Source organism: uncultured Sphaerotilus sp., assembly GCF_963924895.1.
GTDB lineage: Bacteria > Pseudomonadota > Gammaproteobacteria > Burkholderiales > Burkholderiaceae_C > Sphaerotilus.
In genome coordinates, this window is sequence record NZ_CAWURG010000006.1 from 96,287 (window position 1) to 117,813 (window position 21,527).

Here is a 21,527-nt window from a genome sequence, read left to right on the forward strand (position 1 = left end):
ATCAGCTCGCCGGGTATTCGGAAGAGGTGCCGGCGGTTCGCCGCGACACCGGAATCGGTTTCACCGTGGACGCCAGCAGCAGCGCCACCCCGATGCCCAGCGTCCACGTGAAGGCACGCGGCACGCCGAGGTAGGGGTAGCGGTAGATCTCCATGAAGGTGATGAAGAAGATCGGATAGAACAGCACGCCCACCAGCCGCGCCTCGCGGTAGGCGCGGAAGCACAGCCCGCTCACCAGCCCGATGGCCAGCATGTAGGCCAGCCCGCCATAGAGACCCATGTCGGAGAGCGGGCCGTAGATGCCGGACGGGCTGTTGAACTCCTCGTCCTGGTAGGTGGCGAGGTAGTAGTCCAGCCGCGGCACGGTGTAGCCGACCGCCGCCGAGAAGGGCTTGCCCAGGCCGAAGGGTGCGCGGTGCAGCCACTCCAGCGTGAACTCGAAGGTCCCGGTCGGCCAGGGCATGTTGGCCAGCAGGCCGGCGCCGTTGTTCAGCGAGGTGTAGTAGTAGCTCGCGAAGCGACCGAGGGCGAATTCCCAGAAATCCATCTTGCCCTGGTAGGTGTCGGACGACCAGGACCGGAAGTACTCGCTGGCGCCGAAGAACAGGATCACCAGCGGGATCGCTGCATAGGGCCCGACCGTGCGGGCCAGCGCCCAGCCACCGCCACGGCGTGTCGAGGTCCAGCGCCCGACGGTCAACCCGAAGGGCACCAGCAGCTCGATCAGCGCCAGCCGCTCGGTCCAGACGTAGACGCGGAACAGCGTGAACAACCCCAGCACCACGAACATCACATGCATGGCGCGGGGCAGCGCACGTTCGCCCTTGTCGAAGAGCCGGAAGGCGTAGACCGAGAAGAACACCGGACCCATGTTGGCCAGCGAGGTCAGGCCCGGCGTCAGCTCGATGGTGTTGCGGTCAGGCTTGAACTCGCCGGTCAGGGTCTGGAACAGCAGCACCGGGTTGAACACGAAGTCACGGAACCAGATGACGAACGCAAAGGTCGCGATGCCGCCCAGGCCCAGCGCGGCCCGGTCCCAGGCGCGCACATCGCGCGATGCGGGCACCGCGCCGAACTGCAGTTGCGCCCCCAGCCAGCCCGTCAGCGCGATGGCGAGGATCATCATCGCGCCGAGCTGCAGGTAATGCGCATCGAGCGCCTGCACGCCGCGAAGCGTCAGCGCAGGATGGGGCAGATCGCCCGCGTACGAGATCAGCACCATCAGCGGCAGCAGGAAGCCGACCGCGATGCCGGCCGGCGAGCACCACCAGGGCATGGGCATGGCCGTGGAGACCGACGGGGAGGGCTTCATGCCACCATCTCCTTGCGCAGGCGGATCAGCACCCCCGCCGACAACAGCATCACCGTGGTCTCGGCGCCGATGATCGCCCAGCCATAGGCGCTGCCCTGGTTGATCAGGAACAGGCAGGCGCAGAAGGCCAGCGTCGCGGCGAGCTGGATCAGCGCGTAGCGGCGTTCCTGGCCCAGCGCGATCAGCGACTGCATGCCGAACAGGCTGGACATGCCCTGGATCGGGATGCTGAAGGCCAGCAGCAGGATCAGCATCACGGCGATCGGCACCTCGGTCTTGAACACGTAGCGCGCGATGAGCGGCGCCGTGGCCATGCAGACCATGCTGATCACTGTGCCGATGGCCAGCGTCACCACCATCAGCCGGCTGCCCAGCGCCATCGCCGCCAGCGGGGTGCGTCCAGCCAGCCCGGAGATGCGCACGAAGCCGAGCTGCTGCACCGGCAGCATCACCGCCTGCCCCGCCATGCGCACCCGCAGCGCGAGGTTGGCCGCGCCCACCGTGGCGGGATCCGCATGCATGCCGAGCAGCGCGATGCCACCATTGGTGAGCATCGCGCCATTGACGTTGCCGAACACGATGGCCGAAGAACTGCGCAGCAGCTCGCCGATGTAGCGACGCTCGACGCGCGAGCGCTGCACCAGCCCGCGCTGCGCCAGGAAGAACCAGGTCACGCCGCTGGTCAGCAGCGACACCAGCGCGTAGACGCCGAGCGCGCTCTCCATCGTCGCCACCCGCGGCACCACCGTCAGCAGCACCGCGATGCCGACCAGCCGCACGCCGCTGGTGATGAGCAGCAGCAGGCGCGTCTGCTCCAGCGCCCGCACATACCAGCCCGCATCGAAGGCGAAGCCGACCAGGTAGGCGCTGGACGCCAGCATCAGCGGCCATTCGGCGTGCGCCCGCAGCTGCCACAGTGCGCCGCCCGCCACGCTCACCACCCCCGCGCACAGCAGCAGCTTGGCCGCGGTGATGTTCCACAGGATGCGGTGCACGCCGGCCGGGTCGCCCTGGTGGCGCGCCACCTCGCGGATGCCGTACCAGTCGAAGCCGAACTCGATGACCATGCCGAGGAAGGCCGCCAGCGCGGCGTAGAAGGAGACGATGCCGTAGTCGTGGATGCCGAGCGTGCGCCCGCAGATCACCGCGAAGACAAGCGGAAACGCGAACGTGGCGACGTGGGTCATCGCCAGCTCGATCAGCTTGCGCACGGTGGAGGCGCGGTCGGTGGCAGCGGCCATGGACAGGAGGTGGTTGCGGTTCGGTGCGGGGTCAGTGGTCGTTCATCACGACGCCGACCAGATCGACCCGCTGGGCACGCAGCCCGGCCACGAGATCGCACAGGTGCGCCGCGGCACTGTGGTCACGGCGACCGACGACCAGCGCCTGCGTGCAGGCCGTGGCGATCACGCGGGCATCGGCCGTACCTTGCGCGGCCGGCGTGTCGACGATGACGCGGTCGAACTTGCGCGTCAGCTCGCGCAGCAGCGTGCGGAAGGTCTCGCGCTGCACCAGTTCCTGCGGATTCGGGGGCGGCGCGCCGACCTGCAGCACGTGCAGGTTCGGCAGCGCATCGATGCGGTCCAGCTCGCCGGCCACCTGCCGGTCGGCCAGGATCGCGGTCAGGCCGGGCCGCGACGGCAGGTCGAACAGCGTGTGCAGGCGCGGCGCGCGCAGGTTGGCGTCGACCAGCACCGTGCGCTGGCCCATCTGGCTGAAGACCACCGCCAGGTTGGCGGCGATGTGGGTGCGGCCGTCGCCCGGCGTGGGGCTGACCACGGCGAGTGCCACCGGCTCCGTGCCCCCGGGGCGCAGCATGATCTGGGCGCGCAGGTCGCGGAAGACCTCGGCCTTGTCGCCGTGCGGATCGATGGCCGCGGCCAGCTCGGCCAGGTGCGGCGCGGCCTGCGCGGTGGTGCAGGCATAGCTGAACTGCCGCGCCAGCGCCTGCGCCACATCGTCCGGCTGCACCAGGCGCAGCGCCACCGCCGCGTCCCCGAAGCGCAAGCCGCGCTCGGCCTGCAGCGCCATGATGCGCCCCACTTCCGCGTCGCCGAGCTGGCACTGGCGGCGCAGGATGTCGCCCAGGCTCAAGGCGTGCTGCGGCTCGACCGTGAAGAGGGTCTCGTCGATCGGCGAGACCCGGCTGAGTTCGAAGTCGCGTTTCATGTGCATGTTCACGCCGGCAGGCGGCCCTTGGGTGTGCCGGGGCCGGTCGCGGAGCGGCCCAGCCTCGGCAGCGACAGCCCCCGGCCCGCGCCGCCGGCACGGTTGCGCGACGGGATCTCGACCAGCAGCGGCAGGTCCAGCAGTTCGGGCACGTCGTCGGCGCAGCGCAGCCGGCGGTTGCGCTGCTCCTGCACCAGCACCACCACCAGCGCCAGCACCGAGCCCAGCAGCGCCGCGACGCCCAGGTTCACATCCATCTGCGGCGACGCGGCCAGCGCGGGCGGGGTCGCGGTCTTCAGCACCGAGACGTTGCTCATGCGCGCCTGGCTTTCGGTGGCGCTCTGCGTGCTGCGGCCGGTCACGGCGTCGAAGGCGGTTTGCGCGTTCTGCACATCCTTCTGCAGCACGCGGGCCTCGTCGCGGCGCGTGGTGAGTTCGAGGACCTTGGTGCGCTGTGCTTCCAGCGCCGTGCGGACCTGCGCCGTGCGCTGCTGGTTCACCGTGTCGCTCACGCCCAGGCTGGCGGCCACGCGGCGCGACTCCGACGCCAGCTGGCTGCGCAGCTGCGCAACGGCGGCGCGCTGCTCGACGATCGACGGATGGCGGTCGCCGAGGCGGGCGCTCATCTCGTTCAGACGCGTCTCCTGGCGCAGCACCTCGGCCGAGAGTCCGCTGATGACCGGGTTGTTGATCACCTCGGGCGACTTTTCCGGGTTGGCACGCGCCTGCGACTGGCGGCTGCCGGACTCGCCGGTCTGCGCCTGCAGCGACACGAGCTGCGTGGACAGCTCATTGAGGCGCGCCGTCTCGACGTCCACCCGCTCCTCCGCCCCGCCGATGGTCAGCAGGCCGTGCTGGCGCTGGAAGTCCGAGAGCTTCGCCTGGGCGGCGTCCAGCGAGGCGCGGAGCTGGGTGGCGCGTTCATCGAAGAAGGTGGTGCTGGTGCGCGCCGGCTCGACGCGCAGGGCCAGGCTGGTGTCGACGTAGGCCTGCACATAGGCGTTCGCGATCTGCGCGGCGGACTGGCGGTCGTCGGCGGTGTAGCCGATGGAAATGATGCCGGACTCCTTGGTCGGCCGCACGTCGAGCTTCTTCTTCATCCGCGCAGCCTGCCACTCCTCGAAGTCGCCGACACCGCCGGTCTTGCTGCGCCAGAGCTGGTGGGTGGCGTCGTTCGGGTTCCGCGTCATGCCGGTCGCGGCCATGACGGCGCGGGCAACCCGCTCGCTCTGGATCAGGTCGACCTGGGTCGACATGTAGGCCGCCGCCTGGCCGGACTGCTGCTGCTGCGCCGACACCGCCAGCGGATCGGCCGCCTTGATGTCCACCAGCACCATCGACGTGGCGGAGTACTGCTTGGGCAGCAGGGCACTGACCAGCGCCGTCACCGCCATCACGGTGGCCAGCACCAGGACAGCGGTGAGCCATCGCGCCTTCAGCGTCAACAGAAATCGGGCAAGTGACATGGATTGATGCGTTTACAGGTTGTAACTTTACGAGATCCGGCTTCCCGGTTTCTTGTGTGAATTTGGGACTGGTTTACCCAGGTAAGCCACCCTCCAGACACGGGAGAACGTCGACAGCCGCCCTATCGAAGCGCGGGGTCGCCGCACCTGAACAGGAAAATACGATCCGGTACTGACAAATTTCTCAGTGCTACATGGTTTATCGTTCGAAATGCACCACGAATGAAGTCAATAGACCGAAGAAACATGCGAATAGATGGCACTTCATCTCTGGTCGAGACAACGCGTGAATAATGCATCAAAGCGCAGCAGCCCAGACACCGCTTGCAACACATTGGACTAATTTGTATGAAGACGAAACAAGGCACTCCGGCAGAGCACCCCTCCCTGAACGCATTCGTGGCAGGCGCCCGCCAGTTCCGCCAGCAGCGCCAGCCGACGCATTCGCGCTGGCTGGAGCGGCTGCATCTGCGCCTGGACCAGGTGATGGCGGCCGTGCTGCTGCTGCTGTTCAGCCCGGTGTTCCTGGTCGTCGCGCTGCTGATCTGGCGCAAGGACGGCGCGCCCATCCTGTTCGGCCACTACCGCATCGGCCAGCACGGCAAGCTCTTTCGCTGCCTGAAGTTCCGCAGCATGTACCTCGATTCCGACGCCATGCTGCGCGATCTGCTCGAAAAAGACGCCAACGCACGCGCCGAATGGGAGCGCGACCACAAGCTGCTGAACGACCCGCGCATCACGCCGATCGGCAACTTCCTGCGCCGCACCAGCCTGGACGAGCTGCCGCAGCTCTTCAACGTGCTGCGCGGCGAGATGAGCCTGGTCGGTCCGCGGCCGATCACGCTGGCGGAGCTGCCGCGCTACGGCCAGGTGCGCTGGCACTACCTGAGCGTGCGCCCCGGCATGACCGGGCTGTGGCAGGTCAGCGGCCGCAACGACACGACGTACGAAGAAAGGGTTGAACTTGACCGCGTTTTTGTCGAAAAGCACAGCTTGCGCATGCGCCTGAGCATCCTGGTCCACACCTTGCGGGTGGTGTTGCTGGGGAGCGGCGCACGCTGAACCCTGCAACCCGGAAAGTGACCCCGCCCATGACCAGCCGCGTGCTCCACCTCGTCAGCCGATTGCAGCCCGGCGGCCGGGGCCAGACCTTGTGGCCCACCGTGCTCGCGCTCGCCGATGCCGGCGTGCCGCAGAGCCTCGTGCTGACGGACCAGCGTGATGCCGCACAGGCACGGCTGATGCTGCCAGCCGGCGTGCGTCTGTGCGACAGCAACGCAGGCCGTGCTGGTCTGCCCGCCGTGCGGCAGGCCGCCACTGCGCTGCGCAGCGAACTCGCGGGCGAACCGATCCTGGCCGTGCACGTGCACGGCCTGACCGCCGGACTGCTCGGGCGCCACGTGCTGCGCGGCTCGTCGGTGCAGGCGCCGATGTTCTTCCACCTCGACAGCGACACGCTGGCGGCACGCATCGTGCGCGGGCTCGACCGCTCGGCCTTTCTCGTTCAGCGCAACCGCGTGGACGCGCTGGATCCGTCCGGCCGCGAGCAGCCGGGCGGCCTGTCCAGCCCGGTCGACGAGGTCTACTTCAACACCACACGCGCCGAGGCCGAATCCCCGCTGATCGTCACCACCGGCCAGCCCGACGACCTGGTCTACGCCCAGGCCTTCGTGCAACTCGCGGTGATGCTGACCGGGCTGCGCCCCGCACTGACCTTCGGCTGGATCGGCGACGCGACGCCTGCGGTGCAGCAGATGCTGCAGGCCGCCCAGATCAGGCTGATGCGCGGCGCGGATGTGACCGACCGCGCCGAGGCGCTGCGCCGCGCCTGGGTCTACGTGTCACCGGATCCGGCCGGCAGCGATGCCCGCGGCATGGCCGAAGCGATGGCCGTCGGCGTACCCTGCCTGGGGCGCCAGGTGCCGGCCTACCGGGCGCTGATCGTGCACGCGCTGTCGGGCTACCTCTGCAACCGCAACAACGATCTGATCGCCGCCCTCGCCCGTCTGGTGGAGTCTGCGGCGCTGCGCCACGAGATGGGCAATGCCGCCCACACCCGCGCCCGCCACCGCCATGGGCGGCACCGGTTCCGCGCATCGATGCTGCTGGCCCATGGCCTGTCGCCGGTACCCGTGCTGCGCAGTGGCGTGGTGCCGACGCCGTCGGGCGTGCTGCGGTCCAAAGAGCCGGTCAGCGTGGTGTGAGCACCCGCCGCCCTGGCGCGGCAGGTTCAGGCCGGGACGAGCTGGTCCAGGCAACCCCAGCACGACCCCTGCCCTGCCGGCGATTCGACCCGGGGGTCTTCGCCGACATGTTCGATCAGGCCCTGGTCGAGCAGCTGGCGCGCGATGTGCTGAAACGCCTGCATGTCCTCGCCTGCTTGCCCGAGGTATTCGAGCGCGGTGAACCCGTTGAAGCGCATGAGCAGGTGCAGCGCCTGCGGATCGAGTGACACCCGCCCGCAGGTGGCCGCCTGACCCAGGCTGGTGCGCTGAAAGATCTGTGCGTGCATGGCCGGACTCCTTGAAGGGGCGTCGTCATCCTTCAGGCTCCATGGATCGGGCCTGCGGCGCGACGCAACATGCATGCGCATGTCAGGCGGCAGTTATAGGACATCACCGTCCACTTGTCACGCGCCCGAAGCCTGCAGAACGGGATGCCGCCGGTACCAGCCAGGTTTCAGCGTGCCGGCAAAACCACCTGCACTGGCGGCTCGTCCGCCGCGCGCGCCGACCATCCCACCGACACCTCGGGGTAAAGCACCCCGAGCACCTGCCGCCCGACCTGCTCCAGCAGATCGGCCAGCCGCGCGGCAGTGGCCGCTTCGATCGCTTCCGGCTGGCTGCGGTCGGCCCAGAGCTGGTCGAAGGCGCTGCGGTGCGGAGCAAGGGTGGCTGCAACCACCTCACGCCAGTAGACCGGCGCCTCCGCCTGCGCCCACGGGCCGCGCCCGCGCCCGAAATGCGCCACCGCCAGATAGCGCAGCAGCGCGGCCTCGACCGCCGCGTCCAGCGCCTCGGGCTGCCAGCCGAGCCACGACTCGTCCAGCCCACGGACCAGGTTGACCCCGTGCGCCAGCCCGATCGCGCCCAGTGCCCCGAGCACGCCGCCGGCGATCAGCCCACCACCCAGCGTCAACCCGCCCGTGGCCAGATCGGCGCCCAGCCCGGTGAGCGCACCCGACACCATGCCGCCGATCACCGCCGCCGTGCCGGTGCCCACGCGCTCGCGCCGGTCGAACTGGCTGCCGACCCGCGCGAGGATGTCTTCCGCCGCGGCCTGCCCTTCCAGCGCGTGCAGGCGCAGCAGGTCGCTGGTGCTGGTGCGCACCTCGCTGTCGAGCCGCGCGATCAGCGCTTCCTGGGCCTTCTGGCGCGGATCGCCCTCCTCGCGGCGCAGCCCCAGCGCGCTGCCGACCTGGCGCAGCGCCGAGCGCAGCGTGCCGGCCTCGGGCACGGTCTCGCGGGCATGGGCGATGCGCGCCAGGCTGTCGGCCAGCGTGCGCATCGCGGTGTCGAAGGTGGCCAGGCGCTGCGCCTGCCAGACGCCGCGCAGCCGGCCCATCAGCGGCTGGCGCGCGGGCGGCAGGGCGGTTTCGATGGCCTGCAGCAGCGTCAGCTCCTGCACCCAGCAGCGCACGAACGCATCCAGCGGCAGCACGGCACGCACCTGCGGCTGCCCCGCCAGATGGGTGCGCCAGCGCGCGATCTCGGCCGCTTCCTGCGCGGGCTGTCCCGGCGCGCCGAGCTGGTTGAGCAGCACGATCACGGGCAGGCCGGTCCACGCCAGCAGCTCCATTTCTGGCGTCACGTAGCCGGCCGCCTCAGGCGACTCGGCCGCGCTGACGAGGTAGAGCACCACGTCCGCCTCGTCGCGCACATTGCGCAGCGCCATCTGGCTGGCCCAGAAGGCGCGGTCGCGCCAGCGATCCCAGACCTCCGTCAGCAGCCAGCCGATCGGGTTGCCGGACTGCTGCATGCGTTTGGCCAGCCGCACGCTGTCGCCGAAGCCGGGCGTGTCCCACAGCGTCAGGCACTCGCCCTGCGGCGTGTCGACCATGCGGTGTTCGTCGGCGAAGTCGGTGACGTGGGTGGCGTCGCGCACGGTGCCGATGTCGCGGCCGAGCAGCGTGCGCGCCAGCGTCGTCTTGCCGATGTTGGTGTGCGAGACGAGGCTCAGCGCGAGGGTGTTGTCACGGCGACTCATGCGGCGGGCGCTCCATCGAGCTGTCGGCGCAGTGTCGTGGCGGACGGCTCCACCGGCACGCCCGCGCGGACGGCCAGTACCTCCATGCCCACATCAGAGGCCAGGGCCTGCCAAGCGGCGCGGCGCTGTTCGATGCGCTCAGGCGCCGTCTGGCCGAAGCGCTGCACGAAACTGCTCTCCTCGACAACCAGCACGCCACGCGGCGCACCCGCCTGGCGCGTGGCCATCTGCAAGGCGTGCAGCCAGCGGCCGTGGACCTCGGTTTCCGGCGTGGCCGACAGGTCGAAGCGCGCCAGCAGCAGCGTCGGACGGCCGACCAGCGACTGCTGCAGCGCCACCTCGTCTTCGCTGCCATAGGGCCGCACCGGCATCACCTGCCACTGCATCGTCTCGCCCAGCAGCGGCTGCAACCAAGTGCGCAGCGCCTCGTGTTCGGCGGGTGTGGCGGCGTCCTGCGCATAGGGCAGCAGCGTCACCCGCGCCTGCTCGCGGCGCTGCTGGCGCAGCAGGTCATCGAAGTAGGGATCGCCTTGCAGCTTCAGCGGAAACCGCTTCGACCACCACAGCGCCCGCAGCCCGCCGAGCGCCGCCAGCACCAGCCGCGGCACCACGACGAACAGCGCCAGCGTGAGCACCTGCAGGTGGATCCACGGCGCGGCGCTGTTGGCGGGCGTGGGGGCAGGGGCTTCGCCACCCACCATGCGCAAGGCCTCGAAGCCGGCCAGATCGGGCAGGGTGATGGGCGACACCACGAAGGGCGACCACTGCAGCGCGTGCAGGGCCTGCTGGGCCGGCCAGTACAGCGTGCCGAGGATCTGGTGCACCGTGGCGGCATCGAGGAAGGTGCTCGCCCAGCCGGCACGGTAATCCAGCCCGAGGCCGCGCAGATACAGCCCTGCCATCAGCCCCAGCGCCAGCCCGGCCGCGCCCAGGTGCATCAGCACCCCGGCGCGCGCCAGCGACAGCGGCGCGCTGGCAGTGGTCCACATCTGCGCCACGCGGTCGAACACCGGCTCGCGCCGCGCCCCGCGCAGCAGGCCGCGCAGGTCCAGCATCCGCCGGGACAGACCGCGGCGCAGCCAGCCATCCGGAAACGGCAGCACCAGCAGCAGGTAGACCAGCAGGTTCCACGCGACCAGCCCCCAGACGGTGGTGCCGAGCAGGTTGATGCGGTGTCCGGCCCCGACCGTGTCGGCCACGAACCCCAGCACGAGCCCCAGCAGCAAGGCCGCCACCGCCCAGCGACGGTGCCACAAGTGGTGCGACAGCCACGCGGACACCGGCGCCGCGCGCGGTGCCAAGCGCCGGACAGCGGCATCGGCGCGGGCGGCGATGAAGCGGTCGGCACGGCCGGAGGGCTCGGCGCCCTCCAGCGCCACGCGGGTCGCCCAGCGCCGGTCCTCGGCGGTCCAGAGCGGATGGTCGGTCCCGGCGGTCTCGAACGCCTGGATCAGCAGCACTTGTCGGGCGGTCGGTTCATCCATCGGAACACTGTACCGCGCGGATCCTCGCCCGCCCCGATCCGACAGGATGGGCCGTTCAGCACCGCTTCATCCAGCCACCGCCCGACCGGGCCGGGCGGCAGACTCGGACGGCCTCCACTCCTGCGTCTTCATGCTCGTCGCCCTGCTGGTCCGTCTGCTGCTGTGCACCCCCCTGGCCGCTTTGCTGCGGTCGGGAGTGGCGCCGTGGGCGTGGCCGATCGGTGGTGAGGAAGCGCTCACTAGTCCGGTGCGAGCCGCCCGATTACGCGCCCGGCGCCATCTGACCCCCCATGTTCTGACCGGCCGCGCGCCCCAGCGCCGCCGGCCGTTGCGGCGTCCGCGCGGCCGGGAGCCGCCCGGCGTCGATCCCCCCGGCCACGACCACCGCCGCGACTGCGTTTCGCCGGTGCCTCCGCAAGGGGCGCCGGCTTTGGCACGTCTGTACACCCCCGGACCGACCCGCAGTCACCCATGCAGCATGGCCCTCCTCAAAAGCCTGCGCTCACTTCGACACTTCCGAAGCCGGCACTCACCAACTGGAATCAGGCGCCCTCCCCTGCCCCAGCGTGCCGGAAGGGGTGTCTTACGGTCGGAAAGTCGGGCGGCTTACCGCGGTAAGTCAGGCCGGTGGAGCTGCCACAGGGCCTGCCCGGCCAGACAGACCGCCCAGCAGAACCACGCGGTCCACAGCGTGTGGCTCGGATAGTGCGCACCGCGCACCAACTGGGCTGCGCCGAACAGTGTCCCCACCAGGACCACGCCCGCCAGCCAGCGCCGCGCCGGCACCGACCCGTGCGGCCGCAGCACGAAGAAACCGCTCAAGAACGCAAACGCCCCCGCCGCGTGGCCGGACGGAAAGCAGCGCCCCGGCCCGCCATCGCCGACGCCCCAGCGCCAGTGCGAGACGTACTGCGCCATGCCGCCGAACTCGGCCAGGTCCCACGGGCAGCTCGTCAGGCTCACCCGCTTGAGCAAGGGCACCAGCAGCACCGCCGCCAGCGTCACCAGCACCCAGCCCACCCGCTCGCGCTGTGCCAGCCCTGCGAACGCCGGCAACGGCCGCCAGATGCCGGCCACCAGCGTCAGCAGCACCGCCCACGCCAGCCAGCGTCCGCCCTCGTGCATGAGCCCGCTGGTCCACCAGGAGGCGCGCCAGGCAAAGCCGGTGGGCGATCCGAACCAGCGGACCACCGCCAGATCCGCGCCCGCCAGGTCCCAGCCGATCAGCAGCAGCAGCGCTGCCGCCAGCCACCCAAGGTCCCGGCGACGGCTCATGGCTGCGCCTTGCGGCAAGCGCGCAGCAGGTCCCAGTCCGGCGCGTACAGCGCGGTGTGCACATCGGTCAGGCCGAGCACGGTGTGGAACAGGTGGTCGTGCGCGGCGGGCTGCGTGGCGCGGCGGCGCACGCAGTCCAGGTCGAGCCCGGCGGCGGCGGTCAGGCCCTCGGAGAACCACATCACCATCGGCACCTGCTTCTGCACGTCCGGCGCGATCGCGTAGGGCAGGCCGTGCAGGAACAGGTTGGACTCGCCCAGCGACTCGCCGTGGTCGGAGACATAGAGCACCGCGCTGTCCACCGTCGCCGCCCGCGCCTGCAGCCGCGCGATCAGCGTCGCCAGCACATGGTCGGTGTAGAGCAGCACGTTGTCGTAGGCGTTGACGATCTCGGCCTGGGTGCACTGGCGCAGGTCGTCCTGGGTGCAGGCCGGCTGGAATTTCGCGAAAGCCTCCGGGTAGCGGCGGAAGTAGGACGGGCCATGGTTGCCGAGCTGGTGCAGCACGATCACCTGCGTGCCCTCGGCCTGCGCCAGACGTTCGTCCAGGCCGAGCAGCAGCGCCTCGTCCATGCACCGGCCGTCCGCGCACAGGCCGGGCGGATTCAGCCGGACCATTTCCTCGCTCGGCAAGCCCTCGCACACGCCCTTGCAGCCCGACTGGTTGTCGCGCCACAGCACGCCCACGCCCGCGCGCTTCAGCACATGCAGCAGCGACTCGCTCCCCCGGATCGTCGCCTCGTCATAGTCGCGCCGCCCGACCGGCGCGAACAGGCAGGGCACCGACACCTCGGTGTTCGTGCCGCAGCTCGTCACCTGCGGGAAGTTCACCAGCGCGGGGATCTTCGCCAGCACCGGCGTCGTCTGGCGCGCGTAGCCGTTCAGGCCCCAGTTGGCCGCCCGCGCCGTCTCGCCGACGACAAGGACCAGCACGGTCGGCCGCGTACGCGCCTGCATCCGCGGGCCGGGGGCGGCGTCGAGGCCGATCGGCTGGCGGGGCTTGGCCGCACCTTTCAGGTCCTCGGCCACCACGCTGCCGGTCGACCAGAGCACATTGGTCGGCGTGATCAGGTAGCGGATCTCCTTGTGGTTGCGCATCAGCGAGGAGAAGGGCTGGAACACCGCCATCACCGCCCCCACCAGCACCGCCACCCCGCCCACGATCCACAGCAGCCGCAGTCCGAGCGCCCGGCCGACGCTGCGCTTGCGCAGCTGAATGCCCCAGAGCAACGCGATCGGCAGCACCGCCTGCAGCAGCAGCCGCCCCGCGAAGCCGAGGCTGAGCAGCTCGCGCGCCTCGCCCACATCGGTGCGCAGGGCATTGCGCAGCATGGACGGATCGAGATAGACCCCGAACGACTCCATGAAATGGGTCGATCCGGCGGCCACGACCAGCAGCACAGCCACCAGCGGCTTGAGCACACGCCCGTGGCAGAACAGCGCCAGCACCACGAAGTTCAAGGCCAGTACCCCGACGAACAGGGCCGCGCCGAAGCCCCAGCTGGTCGGATCGGACCAGCTGCGCCCCTGCAGCGCCGCGCTGAAAAACGGCCGGTGGCAGGTCAGCGCCCAGAGCAGGCTCACCGCCAGCAGCACCCATTCACTGGGAATGCCGGCCGGTCGGGAACGAAAGGTGGAAGTGTTGGGCATCGCGGGAGTGAACCGGAGTGGGATGAATCAGAGCTGAGCAGCGGGCCCTTCCGGGCGGTGCATCGCGGGCCGGGATTGTCCCCGAGCCAGCGTGCTCTGCGGCGTAGGATGATCCCGGGCCATGTCCACCCCGGACGGGCCGCCACACCCCGTTCGCCCGAGGAGATCCGCTGCATGAATCCCGCCAAGATCCTGGTCGCCCAAGGCGGCGGCCCGACCGCCGTCATCAACCAGTCGCTCGTCGGCGTCGTGCTCGAAGCGCGGCGGCACCGCGGCGTCGAGTCGGTCTACGGCGCGCGGCACGGCGTGCGCGGCATTGTCAACGAAGACCTGGTCGACCTGACGCAGGAAACCAGCCACAACCTCGAACTCGTCGCCGCCACGCCCTCGTCCGCGCTCGGCTCGACCCGCGACAAGCCCGACGAGGCCTATTGCCGCGAGATCTTCAAGGTGCTGCAGGCACACCAGATCGGCCAGTTCTTCTACATCGGCGGCAACGACTCGTCCGACACCGTGCGCATCGTCAGCGAGCAGGCCCAGGCGGCGCGCTACGACCTGCGCTGCGTCCACATCCCCAAGACCATCGACAACGACCTCGTCGGCAATGACCACACGCCGGGTTTCCCGAGTGCGGCACGCTTCGTGGCACAGGCGTTTGCCGGGGCGAACCTGGACAACGCGGCGCTGCCGGGCATCTACGTCGGCGTCGTGATGGGCCGCCACGCCGGCTTCCTCACCGCGGCGTCGGCGCTCGGCAAGAAGTTCGACGACGACGGCCCGCACCTGATCTACGTGCCGGAGCGCACCTTCGACCTCGCGCAGTTCCTGGCCGACGTGAAGGCCACCTACGACCGCCTCGGCCGCTGCGTCATCGCCGTCAGCGAGGGCATCCACGACGCCGCCGGCACACCCGTCATCACCACGCTGGCCAAGGACATGGAGTTCGATGACCACGGCAATGTGCAGCTCTCCGGCACCGGCGCGCTGGCCGATCTGCTGTGCGAGGAGATCAAGCGCCGGCTGGGCATCAAGCGCGTGCGCGGCGACACCTTCGGCTACCTGCAGCGCAGCTTCATCGGCTGCGTCAGCGACGTGGACCAGCGCGAGGCGCGCGAGGTCGGCGAGAAGGCGGTGCAGTTCGCGATGTGGGGCGGGCGGGATGGCTCGGTGGCGATCCAGCGCGCCGGCTACTACGCGGCGGATTACACGCTGCTGCCGCTGGAGGCCGTGGCCGGCAAGACGCGCACGATGGAGGACGAGTTCCTCAGCGCCAGCGGCACCGACGTGACCGATGCGTTCCGGCTCTACCTGCGGCCGCTGCTCGGCGCCGGGATGCCGGATGCGTTCCGGCTGCGGCCGAATCCGGTGGCGAAGGTGCTGGGGCGCTGAGCCTGCCAGCGCGCCACCATCAGTTATCCACAGCCCTGTTATCCACAAGCCGGGCCATGGCCGCCGCCTCGTCGCCACCAGCCGCATGCAACGCCGCCACCACGCCCGCGCGGTTGGTCGCGGGCTGGTTCTGGCTGACCTTCCATTTGCCTTCCAACTTGTCCACAGCGATCTCGATGCAGACGATCGCCTTCAGCAGGGCGTCGAGGTAGTCGGCCGGCGCGTCATCGACCGACCAGGGACGGGCCTGTTTCGCTTCGTGCGTGGCCGTCAGACGCGTGACGATCGCCCGTGCCGCGACCGGGTTATCCACAGCCTGCAGCCGTCCGCGCGCCTGCACCATCACGTAGTTCCACGTCGGCACGGCCTTGCCGGTCTCGGCCTTGCTCGGGTACCAGTTGGGGCTGATGTAGGTCTGCGGGCCCTGGAACACCACCAGCACCTCGGCGGCGTCGGATGCAGTTCTCCACAGGGGGTTGGCGCGGGCGACATGCCCGACCAGTTGTCCACAGGCGCCACCCACCCCAGGCTCGAACAGGAAGGGCACCGTGTTGGCGGCCAGACCGTCGGCGCCGTGGGTGATGAGCAGGCCGAGCGGGTGGTCGCGCATCAGCGCGTGCAGCACCTCCGGCCGCGATTCGACGAAATGGGCGGGTTGGTACATCGACTTTCCAACGGTTATCCAGAAACTTATCCACAGGCTCGGCAACACGCAACCCTGTCTGCGCAGAGTAGCATTCCCGCGTTGTCCACCTGATCCGACAAACCCCAAGGAGACCCGCATGACCCTCGACGCGCACACCGCCGCCACCGTGAACGCCGCCCGCCGCCTGGCCCTGCTGCGCGCCGCGGCCCTGCTGGGTGGCACCGCTGCGCTGCCCGGCTGGGCGCTGAGCGAACTCGATGCGACGCAAGGCCTGCGCGCCGCGCTGGAGCGCGGCGCCGGCTCGGCCGTGAGCCTGCTCGGACGCGACGGTGGTTTCCTGAACAACCCGCTGGTGCACATCGCGCTGCCCGAGTGGCTGAACCAGGGCGCCAAGCTGCTGCGCACCTTCGGCCAGGGCGCCAAGATCGACGCGCTGGAGTCCGCGATGAACCGCGCCGCCGAACAGGCCGTGCCCGCCGCCAAGCCACTGCTGGTGAACGCGGTGAAGTCGATGTCGGTGCAGGACGCCACCCAGATCCTGCGCGGCGGCGAGACCTCGGTGACCGACTTCTTCGCCGAACGCACCCGCAGCCCGATGGGCGAGCAGTTCCTGCCCATCGTCACCAAGGCCACCGAGAAGGTCTCGCTGGCGCAGAAGTACAACGCCATCGCCGGCAAGGCCAAGGCGCTGGGGCTCGTCAACGACCAGCAGGCCAACATCCAGCAGTACGTGACGGCCAAGGCGCTGGACGGGCTTTACCTGATGATCGGCGAAGAAGAGAAGAAGATCCGGCAGGATCCGATCGGGACGGGGAGCAAGATCCTGCAGTCGGTGTTCGGGGCGCTCAAGGGTTGAGTGGACACCAGCCGGCGTGCGGCAAGGTCACGCCGACTCCGCCAGCAGCTTTTCCAGCAGCGCATGCAGCTGCGCGAAGTCCGGCTCGCCCACATAGCGCTTGACGATCTCGCCCTTCTTGTTGAGCACGAAGGTCGTCGGCGTGAGCTGGACCTGGCCGAACTTCTTGGCCATCTCGCCGGTGTTGTCCATCGTCACGCGGAAGGGCAGCTTGCGCGACTCGGCGAAGTTCATCACGTAGGCCGGCGGGTCGTAGCTCATCGCGATCGAGAGCGTCTCGAAACCGCGGTCCTTGAACTTCTGGTGCGTCTCGATCAGGTGCGGCATTTCCTTGACGCAGGTCGTGCAGCTCGTGGCCCAGAAGTTGACCAGCACGACCTTGCCGCGCAGCGCGTCGCTGCGCTGCTGCGTGCCGTCGAGCAGGGTGTACTGGACGACCGGCGCCATCTCCTTGCCGCCCACGGCCAGCGTGGCGGCCAGCGCGACAGCGGCCAGGACTGCGGCGCCAATGGCCAGACGAGCGATTTTCATGGTGTGAGGACGATCCAGCGGAAGCGGAACACCGAGTGTAAGCACGAAGCCTTGCGCCACCACATCCCACCGGCGCCGACGCGGCTATTCGGCCGTGGCGCAGTACGGATTGATCATTTCGATTCCGGGGCCGGTCAACCGAAGCGCCATGGGCGCGTTGAACAAAGGCCGCAAGGCACTGCATTGCTCTCCATAACCAGACCCCGAAGGACACTCGCCATGAAGACTCTGTTTGCCGCACTCGCCGCCTCCCTGATCTCGTTCGGCGCACTGGCTGCCGACGCTGCAGTCGTCGCTGCTCCGGCCGCTTCGGGCGCTGCGATGACCAAGCCGCACGCCAAGATGCAGCAGCACAAGAAGGCCGAGATGAAGCACGACATGAAGCACGCCGCCAAGCCGGCTGCTGGCGCCGCTTCCGGCCCGATGGCCGCCGCTCCGGCCGCCAGCAAGTAAACCGACCTCCGCGGCCACGCGCCGCGAAACCGGTCCAAGGGCTCCCTCGTGGAGCCCTTGTCACGTCCGGGCGCCGCCCGGGTCGCAGCGCAATGCCGTAGCATTTCCGTTCTGCGCACGCCGACACCCGGCCGGTGCGCCTCTCCGGAAGAATCTGCCCCATGACCGCATCCCTCCTCGTGCGCGGCTACGAAGTCGTGATCGGCTTCGAGACCCACGCCCAGCTCTCGACCCAGTCGAAGATCTTCTCCGGCGCCTCGACCCGCTTCGGTGCCGAGCCGAACACCCAGGCCTGCGCGGTCGATCTGGCGCTGCCTGGCTCGCTGCCGGTGATGAACCGCGGCGCGGTCGAGCGCGCGATCCAGTTCGGGCTGTCGGTGAACGCCACCATCGCGCCGATGTCGATCTTCGCGCGCAAGAACTACTTCTACCCCGACCTGCCCAAGGGCTACCAGATCAGCCAGTACGAGATTCCCGTCGTGCAGGGCGGCGTGGTCGAGTTCTTTGTCGATGGCGAGCTGTTCAAGCTCAACCTGACCCGCGCCCACCTGGAGGAAGACGCCGGCAAGTCCGTGCACGAGAACCTCCACGGCATGACCGGCATCGACCTGAACCGCGCCGGCACGCCGCTGCTGGAGATCGTCACCGAGCCGGAGCTGCGCTCGTCGAAGCAGGCGGTGGAATACGCCAAGGCGCTGCACACGCTGGTGGTGTGGCTGGGCATGTGCGACGGCAACATGCAGGAAGGCTCCTTCCGCTGCGACGCCAACGTGTCGGTGCGCCGACCGGGCCAGCCCTTCGGCACCCGCCGCGAGATCAAGAACCTCAACAGCTTCCGCTTCCTGCAGCAGGCGATCGACTACGAGATCCAGTGGCAGATCGACCAGATCGAGGACGGCTACGAGATCGTGCAGGCCACCGTGCTGTTCGACCCGGACACCGGCGAGACCCGCATGATGCGCACCAAGGAAGACGCGCACGACTACCGCTACTTCCCCGACCCGGATCTGCCGCCGCTGGTGATCGCGCCTGAGTGGGTCGAGCGTGTGCGCGCCGAGCTGCCCGAGCTGCCTGGCGCGCTCGCCGCACGCCTGCAGCGCGAGCAGGGCCTGCCCGCCTACGACGCGGCGATGATGACCGCCAGCCGCGCCACCGCCGCTTATTTCGAGGCCGCCAACGCCGCCTGCGCGCAGCCGAAGCTGGTCGCCAACTGGATCATGGGCGAGATCAGCAAGCGCCTGAACACCGATGGCGGCGACATCGCCGCGGCGCCCGTGGCACCCGCGACGCTCGGCGCGCTGATCAGCCGCATCCAGGACGGCACCATCTCCAACAACGCCGCCCGCCAGGTGTTCGAGGCGCTGTGGACCGGTGAAGGCTCGGACGTGGACGCCGTGATCGACGCCAAGGGCCTCAAGCAGATGAACGACAGCGGCGCGCTGGAAGCCATCCTCGACGCCGTGCTGGCCGCCAACGCCAAGTCGGTCGAGGACTTCCGCGCCGGCAAGGAAAAGGCCTTCGGCGCGCTGGTCGGTCAGGCGATGAAGGCCACCAAGGGCAAGGCCAACCCGGCCCAGGTCAACGAGCTGCTGAAGAAGAAGCTGGCAGGCTGATGCTGCCCGGCGCGGCGCCCGCCCACAGGCGCTTCAGGCGCACCAGCTCCTGGTCGTAGCTGGCGTTGATGCGCTGGATCTCGGCCAGGTGGTTCTGGGTGGCGTCCTGCTGGGCCTGCAGTGCGGCCTGGTTCTGGCCGAACTTGATCTTCAGCTCGCGGGGCAGCTCGCGGCCCTTGAAGAACTCCGCTTCCTGCTGCAGGCGCTTCTGGTCGTGCTCCAGCTCGGTCAGGCGGCGCTCGGTGGCCTTCAGCGCCGTGTTGAGCGGCTCCAGGGCGGCGGTGCGGGCACGCTTGTGGCGCAGCTCGTCGGGGTAGCGGCTCAGCAGGTTGCGGTCGCGCCGGATCGCGTCACGCCGCACGGCCTCGGCGGCCATCTCCTGGCGCAGCCGTTCTTCGTGCGCTGCGCGTTCCTCGGCGGTCATCGACGGCGGCACGACCTGCTTCACCGAACCATCGGTGTTGCGCAGCTCCTGCGCGCGGTCGATGCATTCGGCGATCGGCCGGTCCGAGGTGATGCGCTGGCCCTTGGCATTGACGCAGGTGTAGATGTTGGCCGCCTGCGCCGACAGGCTGGCCGCCGCCAGCGTCAACGGCAGCAGCATGGATCCCGCCAGCCGCACCAGGGCAACTGCGCGGGCGGGGCTCACGTGCAGACTCCGTAGCGCTCGCGGTAGGCCTGCACCGCCGGCAGGCTGCTGCTCAGGCGCGGATCGCTCTGGCCTTGCAGATACGCCAGCAGGTCGGTCAGCGTGGCGATGGCCACCACCGACAGGCCGAGTTCGCGCTGCACGAACTGCACGGCCGAATGCGGGGCATCGACGCCGTTCTCGCTGGCCTTCTCCTGGCGGTCCAGCGCGATCGTCACGCCGCAGGGCGTGGCACCGGCGGCCTGGATCATCGAGATCGACTCGCGCACCGAGGTGCCGGCCGAGATCACGTCGTCGATGATCAGCACGCGGCCCTGCACCGGGGCGCCGACCAGCGTGCCGCCCTCGCCGTGGTCCTTGGCTTCCTTGCGGTTGTAGGCGTAGGGCACGTTCTTGCCCAGCCGCGCCAGCTCGATCGAGACGGCCGCGGCCAGCGTGATGCCCTTGTAGGCGGGGCCGAACAGCATGTCGAACTCCAGCCCCGAGGCCAGCAGCCGCTGTGCATAGAATTGCGCCAGACGGCCCAGCTTGGCGCCGTCGTCGAAGAGACCGGCATTGAAGAAGTAGGGCGACAAGCGCCCCGCCTTGGTCTTGAACTCGCCGAAGCGCAACACGCCGGCATCGACCGCGAAGGCCACGAAATCCTGGGCAAGAGCGTCGGTGCGGGGGGAGCTTGCGTCTTGGGTCATCTGCTTGGACGATCAAAAGGGTCTGGTATGCGACTGGTCAGCCTCAACCTCAACGGCATCCGATCCGCCTCCAGCAAGGGCTTGCTGGAATGGGTCGAAACCGTACAGGCCGATTGTATGGGGGTGCAGGAAGTGAAAGCCCAAGCTCAGGATCTGAGCCCCTCCCACACCGTCCTCGACGGAATGCACGGACATTTTCATTTTGCGCAGAAAAAAGGCTACTCCGGGGTCGGGATGTACACCCGGCACACCCCGACCGAGGTGATCACCGGCATCGGCACCCCCGAGTTCGATGACGAGGGCCGCTACGTCGAAGTCCGCCACGACACGCCCGAGCGCAAGCTTTCTGTCATCAGCTGTTACTTCCCTAGCGGCTCCTCCAGCGAGGAACGCCAGCAGGCCAAGTTCCGTTTCATCGACCAGATCTTCCCGCACTTGATGGCGCTGAAGGCCGAACGCGAGTTCATCCTGGTCGGTGACGTCAACATCGCCCACAAGGAAGCCGACCTGAAGAACTGGAAAGGCAACCGGAAGAACTCCGGCTTCCTGCCCGAGGAGCGGGCGTGGATGACCCGGCTGCTCGACCCGGCCGAGGGCGGGCTGGTCGACGTCTACCGGCAGCTGCACCCCGACACCACCGACGAGTGCTACACATGGTGGAGCAACCGCGGGCAGGCGCGGGCGAAGAACGTGGGGTGGCGGATCGACTACCACCTCGCGACGCCGGGTGTCGCGGCGCTGGCGCGGTCGGCGTCGATCTACAAGGGGCAGTGGTTCAGTGACCATGCGCCGTTGACGGTGGATTACGACGTTCAGATTTGACGGGGGAGGCTCCACTGGCCGCATCGCGGTCGTGGCGCCACCGTTCCCGCTGCTGATGCCTGCTGACCCCTGCTGATCCCATTTCCGATTCGAGGCGTCCTGCATGTTCCGATCTCTGCTCGCCACCACCCTCCTGATGCTCTCCGGCACGGCCTTGACCGCCGACGGACTAGGGAAACTGCACACCTTCCGCGACTGGGTGGTCGGCTGTGACAACACGCGGCGCTGCGAGGCGCAGGGCTACGGTCGCCAGGGTGAGGACGCTCCGCCCGGTGGCCGGGCCGCGCTGATCATCCGGCGCGAGGCCGGCCCCGGCCA

Annotated in this window: 20 protein-coding genes and 1 pseudogene; 8 read left to right on the forward strand and 13 right to left on the reverse strand. The window is 69.3% G+C overall.

From position 1 onward, the window contains the following. Window position 1 precedes the first annotated feature (1 nt). Genes AABN02_RS02895 through epsF form a run of 4 tightly spaced genes read right to left on the reverse strand, consistent with a single transcriptional unit; the run spans window position 2 to window position 4,947 of the window. Window positions 2-1,312 (reverse strand): O-antigen polymerase, encoded by a 1,311-nt coding sequence (locus AABN02_RS02895; protein WP_338413415.1) that lies wholly within the window; start codon window positions 1,310-1,312, stop codon window positions 2-4. Then, entirely contained in the window at window positions 1,309-2,553 is a 1,245-nt protein-coding gene (locus tag AABN02_RS02900; protein WP_338413416.1) for an oligosaccharide flippase family protein, read from the reverse strand. Before AABN02_RS02900 ends, AABN02_RS02895 begins: the two co-directional genes overlap by 4 nt. Before the next feature lie 31 nt (window positions 2,554-2,584). Then, window positions 2,585-3,481, reverse strand: a complete 897-nt coding sequence (locus AABN02_RS02905) for a polysaccharide biosynthesis tyrosine autokinase (RefSeq protein WP_338413417.1) — start codon at window positions 3,479-3,481, stop codon at window positions 2,585-2,587. 8 nt (window positions 3,482-3,489) lie between these two features. Beyond that, on the reverse strand, window positions 3,490-4,947 hold the full coding sequence (epsF, locus tag AABN02_RS02910) for a chain length determinant protein EpsF (protein WP_338413418.1): 1,458 nt from the start codon (window positions 4,945-4,947) through the stop codon (window positions 3,490-3,492). 477 nt (window positions 4,948-5,424) lie between these two features. On the opposite strand from epsF, the pseudogene AABN02_RS02915 reads away from it, so the two are divergent. Together AABN02_RS02915 and AABN02_RS02920 are read left to right on the forward strand one after the other, a co-directional pair. Further along, a pseudogene (locus AABN02_RS02915) lies at window positions 5,425-6,009 on the forward strand (sugar transferase); the annotation flags it as partial. Window positions 6,010-6,038: 29 nt separating this feature from the next. Further along, window positions 6,039-7,151 carry a glycosyltransferase gene (locus AABN02_RS02920; RefSeq protein ID WP_338413419.1) on the forward strand — a complete coding sequence of 371 codons (1,113 nt, stop codon included), beginning with the start codon at window positions 6,039-6,041 and terminating at the stop codon, window positions 7,149-7,151. Window positions 7,152-7,177: 26 nt separating this feature from the next. Here AABN02_RS02920 and AABN02_RS02925 read toward each other — a convergent pair whose 3' ends face one another. The 5 genes from AABN02_RS02925 to AABN02_RS02945 form a co-directional block, all read right to left on the reverse strand. After that, window positions 7,178-7,459, reverse strand: coding sequence for a hypothetical protein (locus AABN02_RS02925; RefSeq protein WP_338413420.1), 282 nt, complete (start codon window positions 7,457-7,459; stop codon window positions 7,178-7,180). 167 nt (window positions 7,460-7,626) lie between these two features. Then, entirely contained in the window at window positions 7,627-9,153 is a 1,527-nt protein-coding gene (locus tag AABN02_RS02930; RefSeq protein ID WP_338413421.1) for a GTPase domain-containing protein, read from the reverse strand. Further along, window positions 9,150-10,637, reverse strand: coding sequence for a DUF2868 domain-containing protein (locus tag AABN02_RS02935; RefSeq protein ID WP_338413422.1), 1,488 nt, complete (start codon window positions 10,635-10,637; stop codon window positions 9,150-9,152). Before AABN02_RS02935 ends, AABN02_RS02930 begins: the two co-directional genes overlap by 4 nt. Before the next feature lie 606 nt (window positions 10,638-11,243). Next, window positions 11,244-11,912 (reverse strand): phosphatase PAP2 family protein, encoded by a 669-nt coding sequence (locus tag AABN02_RS02940; protein WP_338413423.1) that lies wholly within the window; start codon window positions 11,910-11,912, stop codon window positions 11,244-11,246. After that, window positions 11,909-13,561 carry a phosphoethanolamine--lipid A transferase gene (locus AABN02_RS02945; RefSeq protein ID WP_338413424.1) on the reverse strand — a complete coding sequence of 551 codons (1,653 nt, stop codon included), beginning with the start codon at window positions 13,559-13,561 and terminating at the stop codon, window positions 11,909-11,911. The genes AABN02_RS02940 and AABN02_RS02945 overlap by 4 nt, the downstream gene beginning before the upstream one ends. A gap of 174 nt (window positions 13,562-13,735) precedes the next feature. On the opposite strand from AABN02_RS02945, the gene AABN02_RS02950 reads away from it, so the two are divergent. Continuing rightward, window positions 13,736-14,950, forward strand: coding sequence for a 6-phosphofructokinase (locus AABN02_RS02950; protein WP_338413425.1), 1,215 nt, complete (start codon window positions 13,736-13,738; stop codon window positions 14,948-14,950). A 19-nt stretch (window positions 14,951-14,969) separates the two neighbouring features. Here AABN02_RS02950 and AABN02_RS02955 read toward each other — a convergent pair whose 3' ends face one another. Then, on the reverse strand, window positions 14,970-15,614 hold the full coding sequence (locus AABN02_RS02955; RefSeq protein WP_338413426.1) for an FMN-binding negative transcriptional regulator: 645 nt from the start codon (window positions 15,612-15,614) through the stop codon (window positions 14,970-14,972). A gap of 118 nt (window positions 15,615-15,732) precedes the next feature. Here AABN02_RS02955 and AABN02_RS02960 point away from each other — a divergent pair, with 118 nt between their 5' ends. After that, window positions 15,733-16,452, forward strand: a complete 720-nt coding sequence (locus AABN02_RS02960; RefSeq protein ID WP_338413427.1) for a DUF4197 domain-containing protein — start codon at window positions 15,733-15,735, stop codon at window positions 16,450-16,452. A gap of 27 nt (window positions 16,453-16,479) precedes the next feature. Here AABN02_RS02960 and AABN02_RS02965 read toward each other — a convergent pair whose 3' ends face one another. Next, window positions 16,480-16,983 carry a TlpA disulfide reductase family protein gene (locus tag AABN02_RS02965; RefSeq protein WP_338413428.1) on the reverse strand — a complete coding sequence of 168 codons (504 nt, stop codon included), beginning with the start codon at window positions 16,981-16,983 and terminating at the stop codon, window positions 16,480-16,482. A gap of 219 nt (window positions 16,984-17,202) precedes the next feature. Between AABN02_RS02965 and AABN02_RS02970 the strand changes: the two genes are divergently transcribed. Beyond that, the gene (locus AABN02_RS02970) at window positions 17,203-17,436 is read left to right on the forward strand and encodes a hypothetical protein (protein ID WP_338413429.1); all 234 of its coding nucleotides are present in this window, start codon (window positions 17,203-17,205) and stop codon (window positions 17,434-17,436) included. 161 nt (window positions 17,437-17,597) lie between these two features. Beyond that, window positions 17,598-19,049 carry an Asp-tRNA(Asn)/Glu-tRNA(Gln) amidotransferase subunit GatB gene (gatB, locus tag AABN02_RS02975; RefSeq protein WP_338413430.1) on the forward strand — a complete coding sequence of 484 codons (1,452 nt, stop codon included), beginning with the start codon at window positions 17,598-17,600 and terminating at the stop codon, window positions 19,047-19,049. Here the strand turns inward: gatB and AABN02_RS02980 are convergent. Both AABN02_RS02980 and pyrE read right to left on the reverse strand, forming a co-directional pair. Continuing rightward, complete coding sequence (locus AABN02_RS02980; protein WP_338413431.1) at window positions 19,015-19,698, reverse strand: DUF4124 domain-containing protein; 684 nt, start codon at window positions 19,696-19,698, stop codon at window positions 19,015-19,017. The two genes, gatB and AABN02_RS02980, sit on opposite strands and share 35 nt — an antisense overlap. Further along, entirely contained in the window at window positions 19,695-20,387 is a 693-nt protein-coding gene (pyrE, locus tag AABN02_RS02985; RefSeq protein ID WP_338413432.1) for an orotate phosphoribosyltransferase, read from the reverse strand. The genes AABN02_RS02980 and pyrE overlap by 4 nt, the downstream gene beginning before the upstream one ends. Window positions 20,388-20,414: 27 nt before the next feature. Here pyrE and AABN02_RS02990 point away from each other — a divergent pair, with 27 nt between their 5' ends. Together AABN02_RS02990 and AABN02_RS02995 are read left to right on the forward strand one after the other, a co-directional pair. After that, the gene (locus tag AABN02_RS02990) at window positions 20,415-21,209 is read left to right on the forward strand and encodes an exodeoxyribonuclease III (RefSeq protein WP_338413437.1); all 795 of its coding nucleotides are present in this window, start codon (window positions 20,415-20,417) and stop codon (window positions 21,207-21,209) included. A 103-nt stretch (window positions 21,210-21,312) separates the two neighbouring features. Then, window positions 21,313-21,527 (forward strand): DUF1176 domain-containing protein (locus AABN02_RS02995; RefSeq protein ID WP_338413433.1); only part of this gene is annotated, 215 nt, incomplete at its 3' end.

Bases quoted from the DNA above. Each gene is read 5' to 3' on its own strand.
- AABN02_RS02935 (WP_338413422.1), bottom strand. From the start codon at position 10,637: ATGGATGAACCGACCGCCCGACAAGTGCTGCTGATCCAGGCGTTCGAG.
- AABN02_RS02920 (WP_338413419.1), top strand. From the start codon at position 6,039: ATGACCAGCCGCGTGCTCCACCTCGTCAGCCGATTGCAGCCCGGCGGC.
- gatB (WP_338413430.1), top strand. From the start codon at position 17,598: ATGACCGCATCCCTCCTCGTGCGCGGCTACGAAGTCGTGATCGGCTTC.
- AABN02_RS02950 (WP_338413425.1), top strand. From the start codon at position 13,736: ATGAATCCCGCCAAGATCCTGGTCGCCCAAGGCGGCGGCCCGACCGCC.
- pyrE (WP_338413432.1), bottom strand. From the start codon at position 20,387: ATGACCCAAGACGCAAGCTCCCCCCGCACCGACGCTCTTGCCCAGGAT.
- AABN02_RS02940 (WP_338413423.1), bottom strand. From the start codon at position 11,912: ATGAGCCGTCGCCGGGACCTTGGGTGGCTGGCGGCAGCGCTGCTGCTG.
- AABN02_RS02930 (WP_338413421.1), bottom strand. From the start codon at position 9,153: ATGAGTCGCCGTGACAACACCCTCGCGCTGAGCCTCGTCTCGCACACC.
- AABN02_RS02900 (WP_338413416.1), bottom strand. From the start codon at position 2,553: ATGGCCGCTGCCACCGACCGCGCCTCCACCGTGCGCAAGCTGATCGAG.
- AABN02_RS02895 (WP_338413415.1), bottom strand. From the start codon at position 1,312: ATGAAGCCCTCCCCGTCGGTCTCCACGGCCATGCCCATGCCCTGGTGG.
- AABN02_RS02970 (WP_338413429.1), top strand. From the start codon at position 17,203: ATGAAGACTCTGTTTGCCGCACTCGCCGCCTCCCTGATCTCGTTCGGC.
- AABN02_RS02955 (WP_338413426.1), bottom strand. From the start codon at position 15,614: ATGTACCAACCCGCCCATTTCGTCGAATCGCGGCCGGAGGTGCTGCAC.
- AABN02_RS02960 (WP_338413427.1), top strand. From the start codon at position 15,733: ATGACCCTCGACGCGCACACCGCCGCCACCGTGAACGCCGCCCGCCGC.
- AABN02_RS02905 (WP_338413417.1), bottom strand. From the start codon at position 3,481: ATGAAACGCGACTTCGAACTCAGCCGGGTCTCGCCGATCGACGAGACC.
- AABN02_RS02945 (WP_338413424.1), bottom strand. From the start codon at position 13,561: ATGCCCAACACTTCCACCTTTCGTTCCCGACCGGCCGGCATTCCCAGT.
- AABN02_RS02925 (WP_338413420.1), bottom strand. From the start codon at position 7,459: ATGCACGCACAGATCTTTCAGCGCACCAGCCTGGGTCAGGCGGCCACC.
- AABN02_RS02990 (WP_338413437.1), top strand. From the start codon at position 20,415: ATGCGACTGGTCAGCCTCAACCTCAACGGCATCCGATCCGCCTCCAGC.
- epsF (WP_338413418.1), bottom strand. From the start codon at position 4,947: ATGTCACTTGCCCGATTTCTGTTGACGCTGAAGGCGCGATGGCTCACC.
- AABN02_RS02965 (WP_338413428.1), bottom strand. From the start codon at position 16,983: ATGAAAATCGCTCGTCTGGCCATTGGCGCCGCAGTCCTGGCCGCTGTC.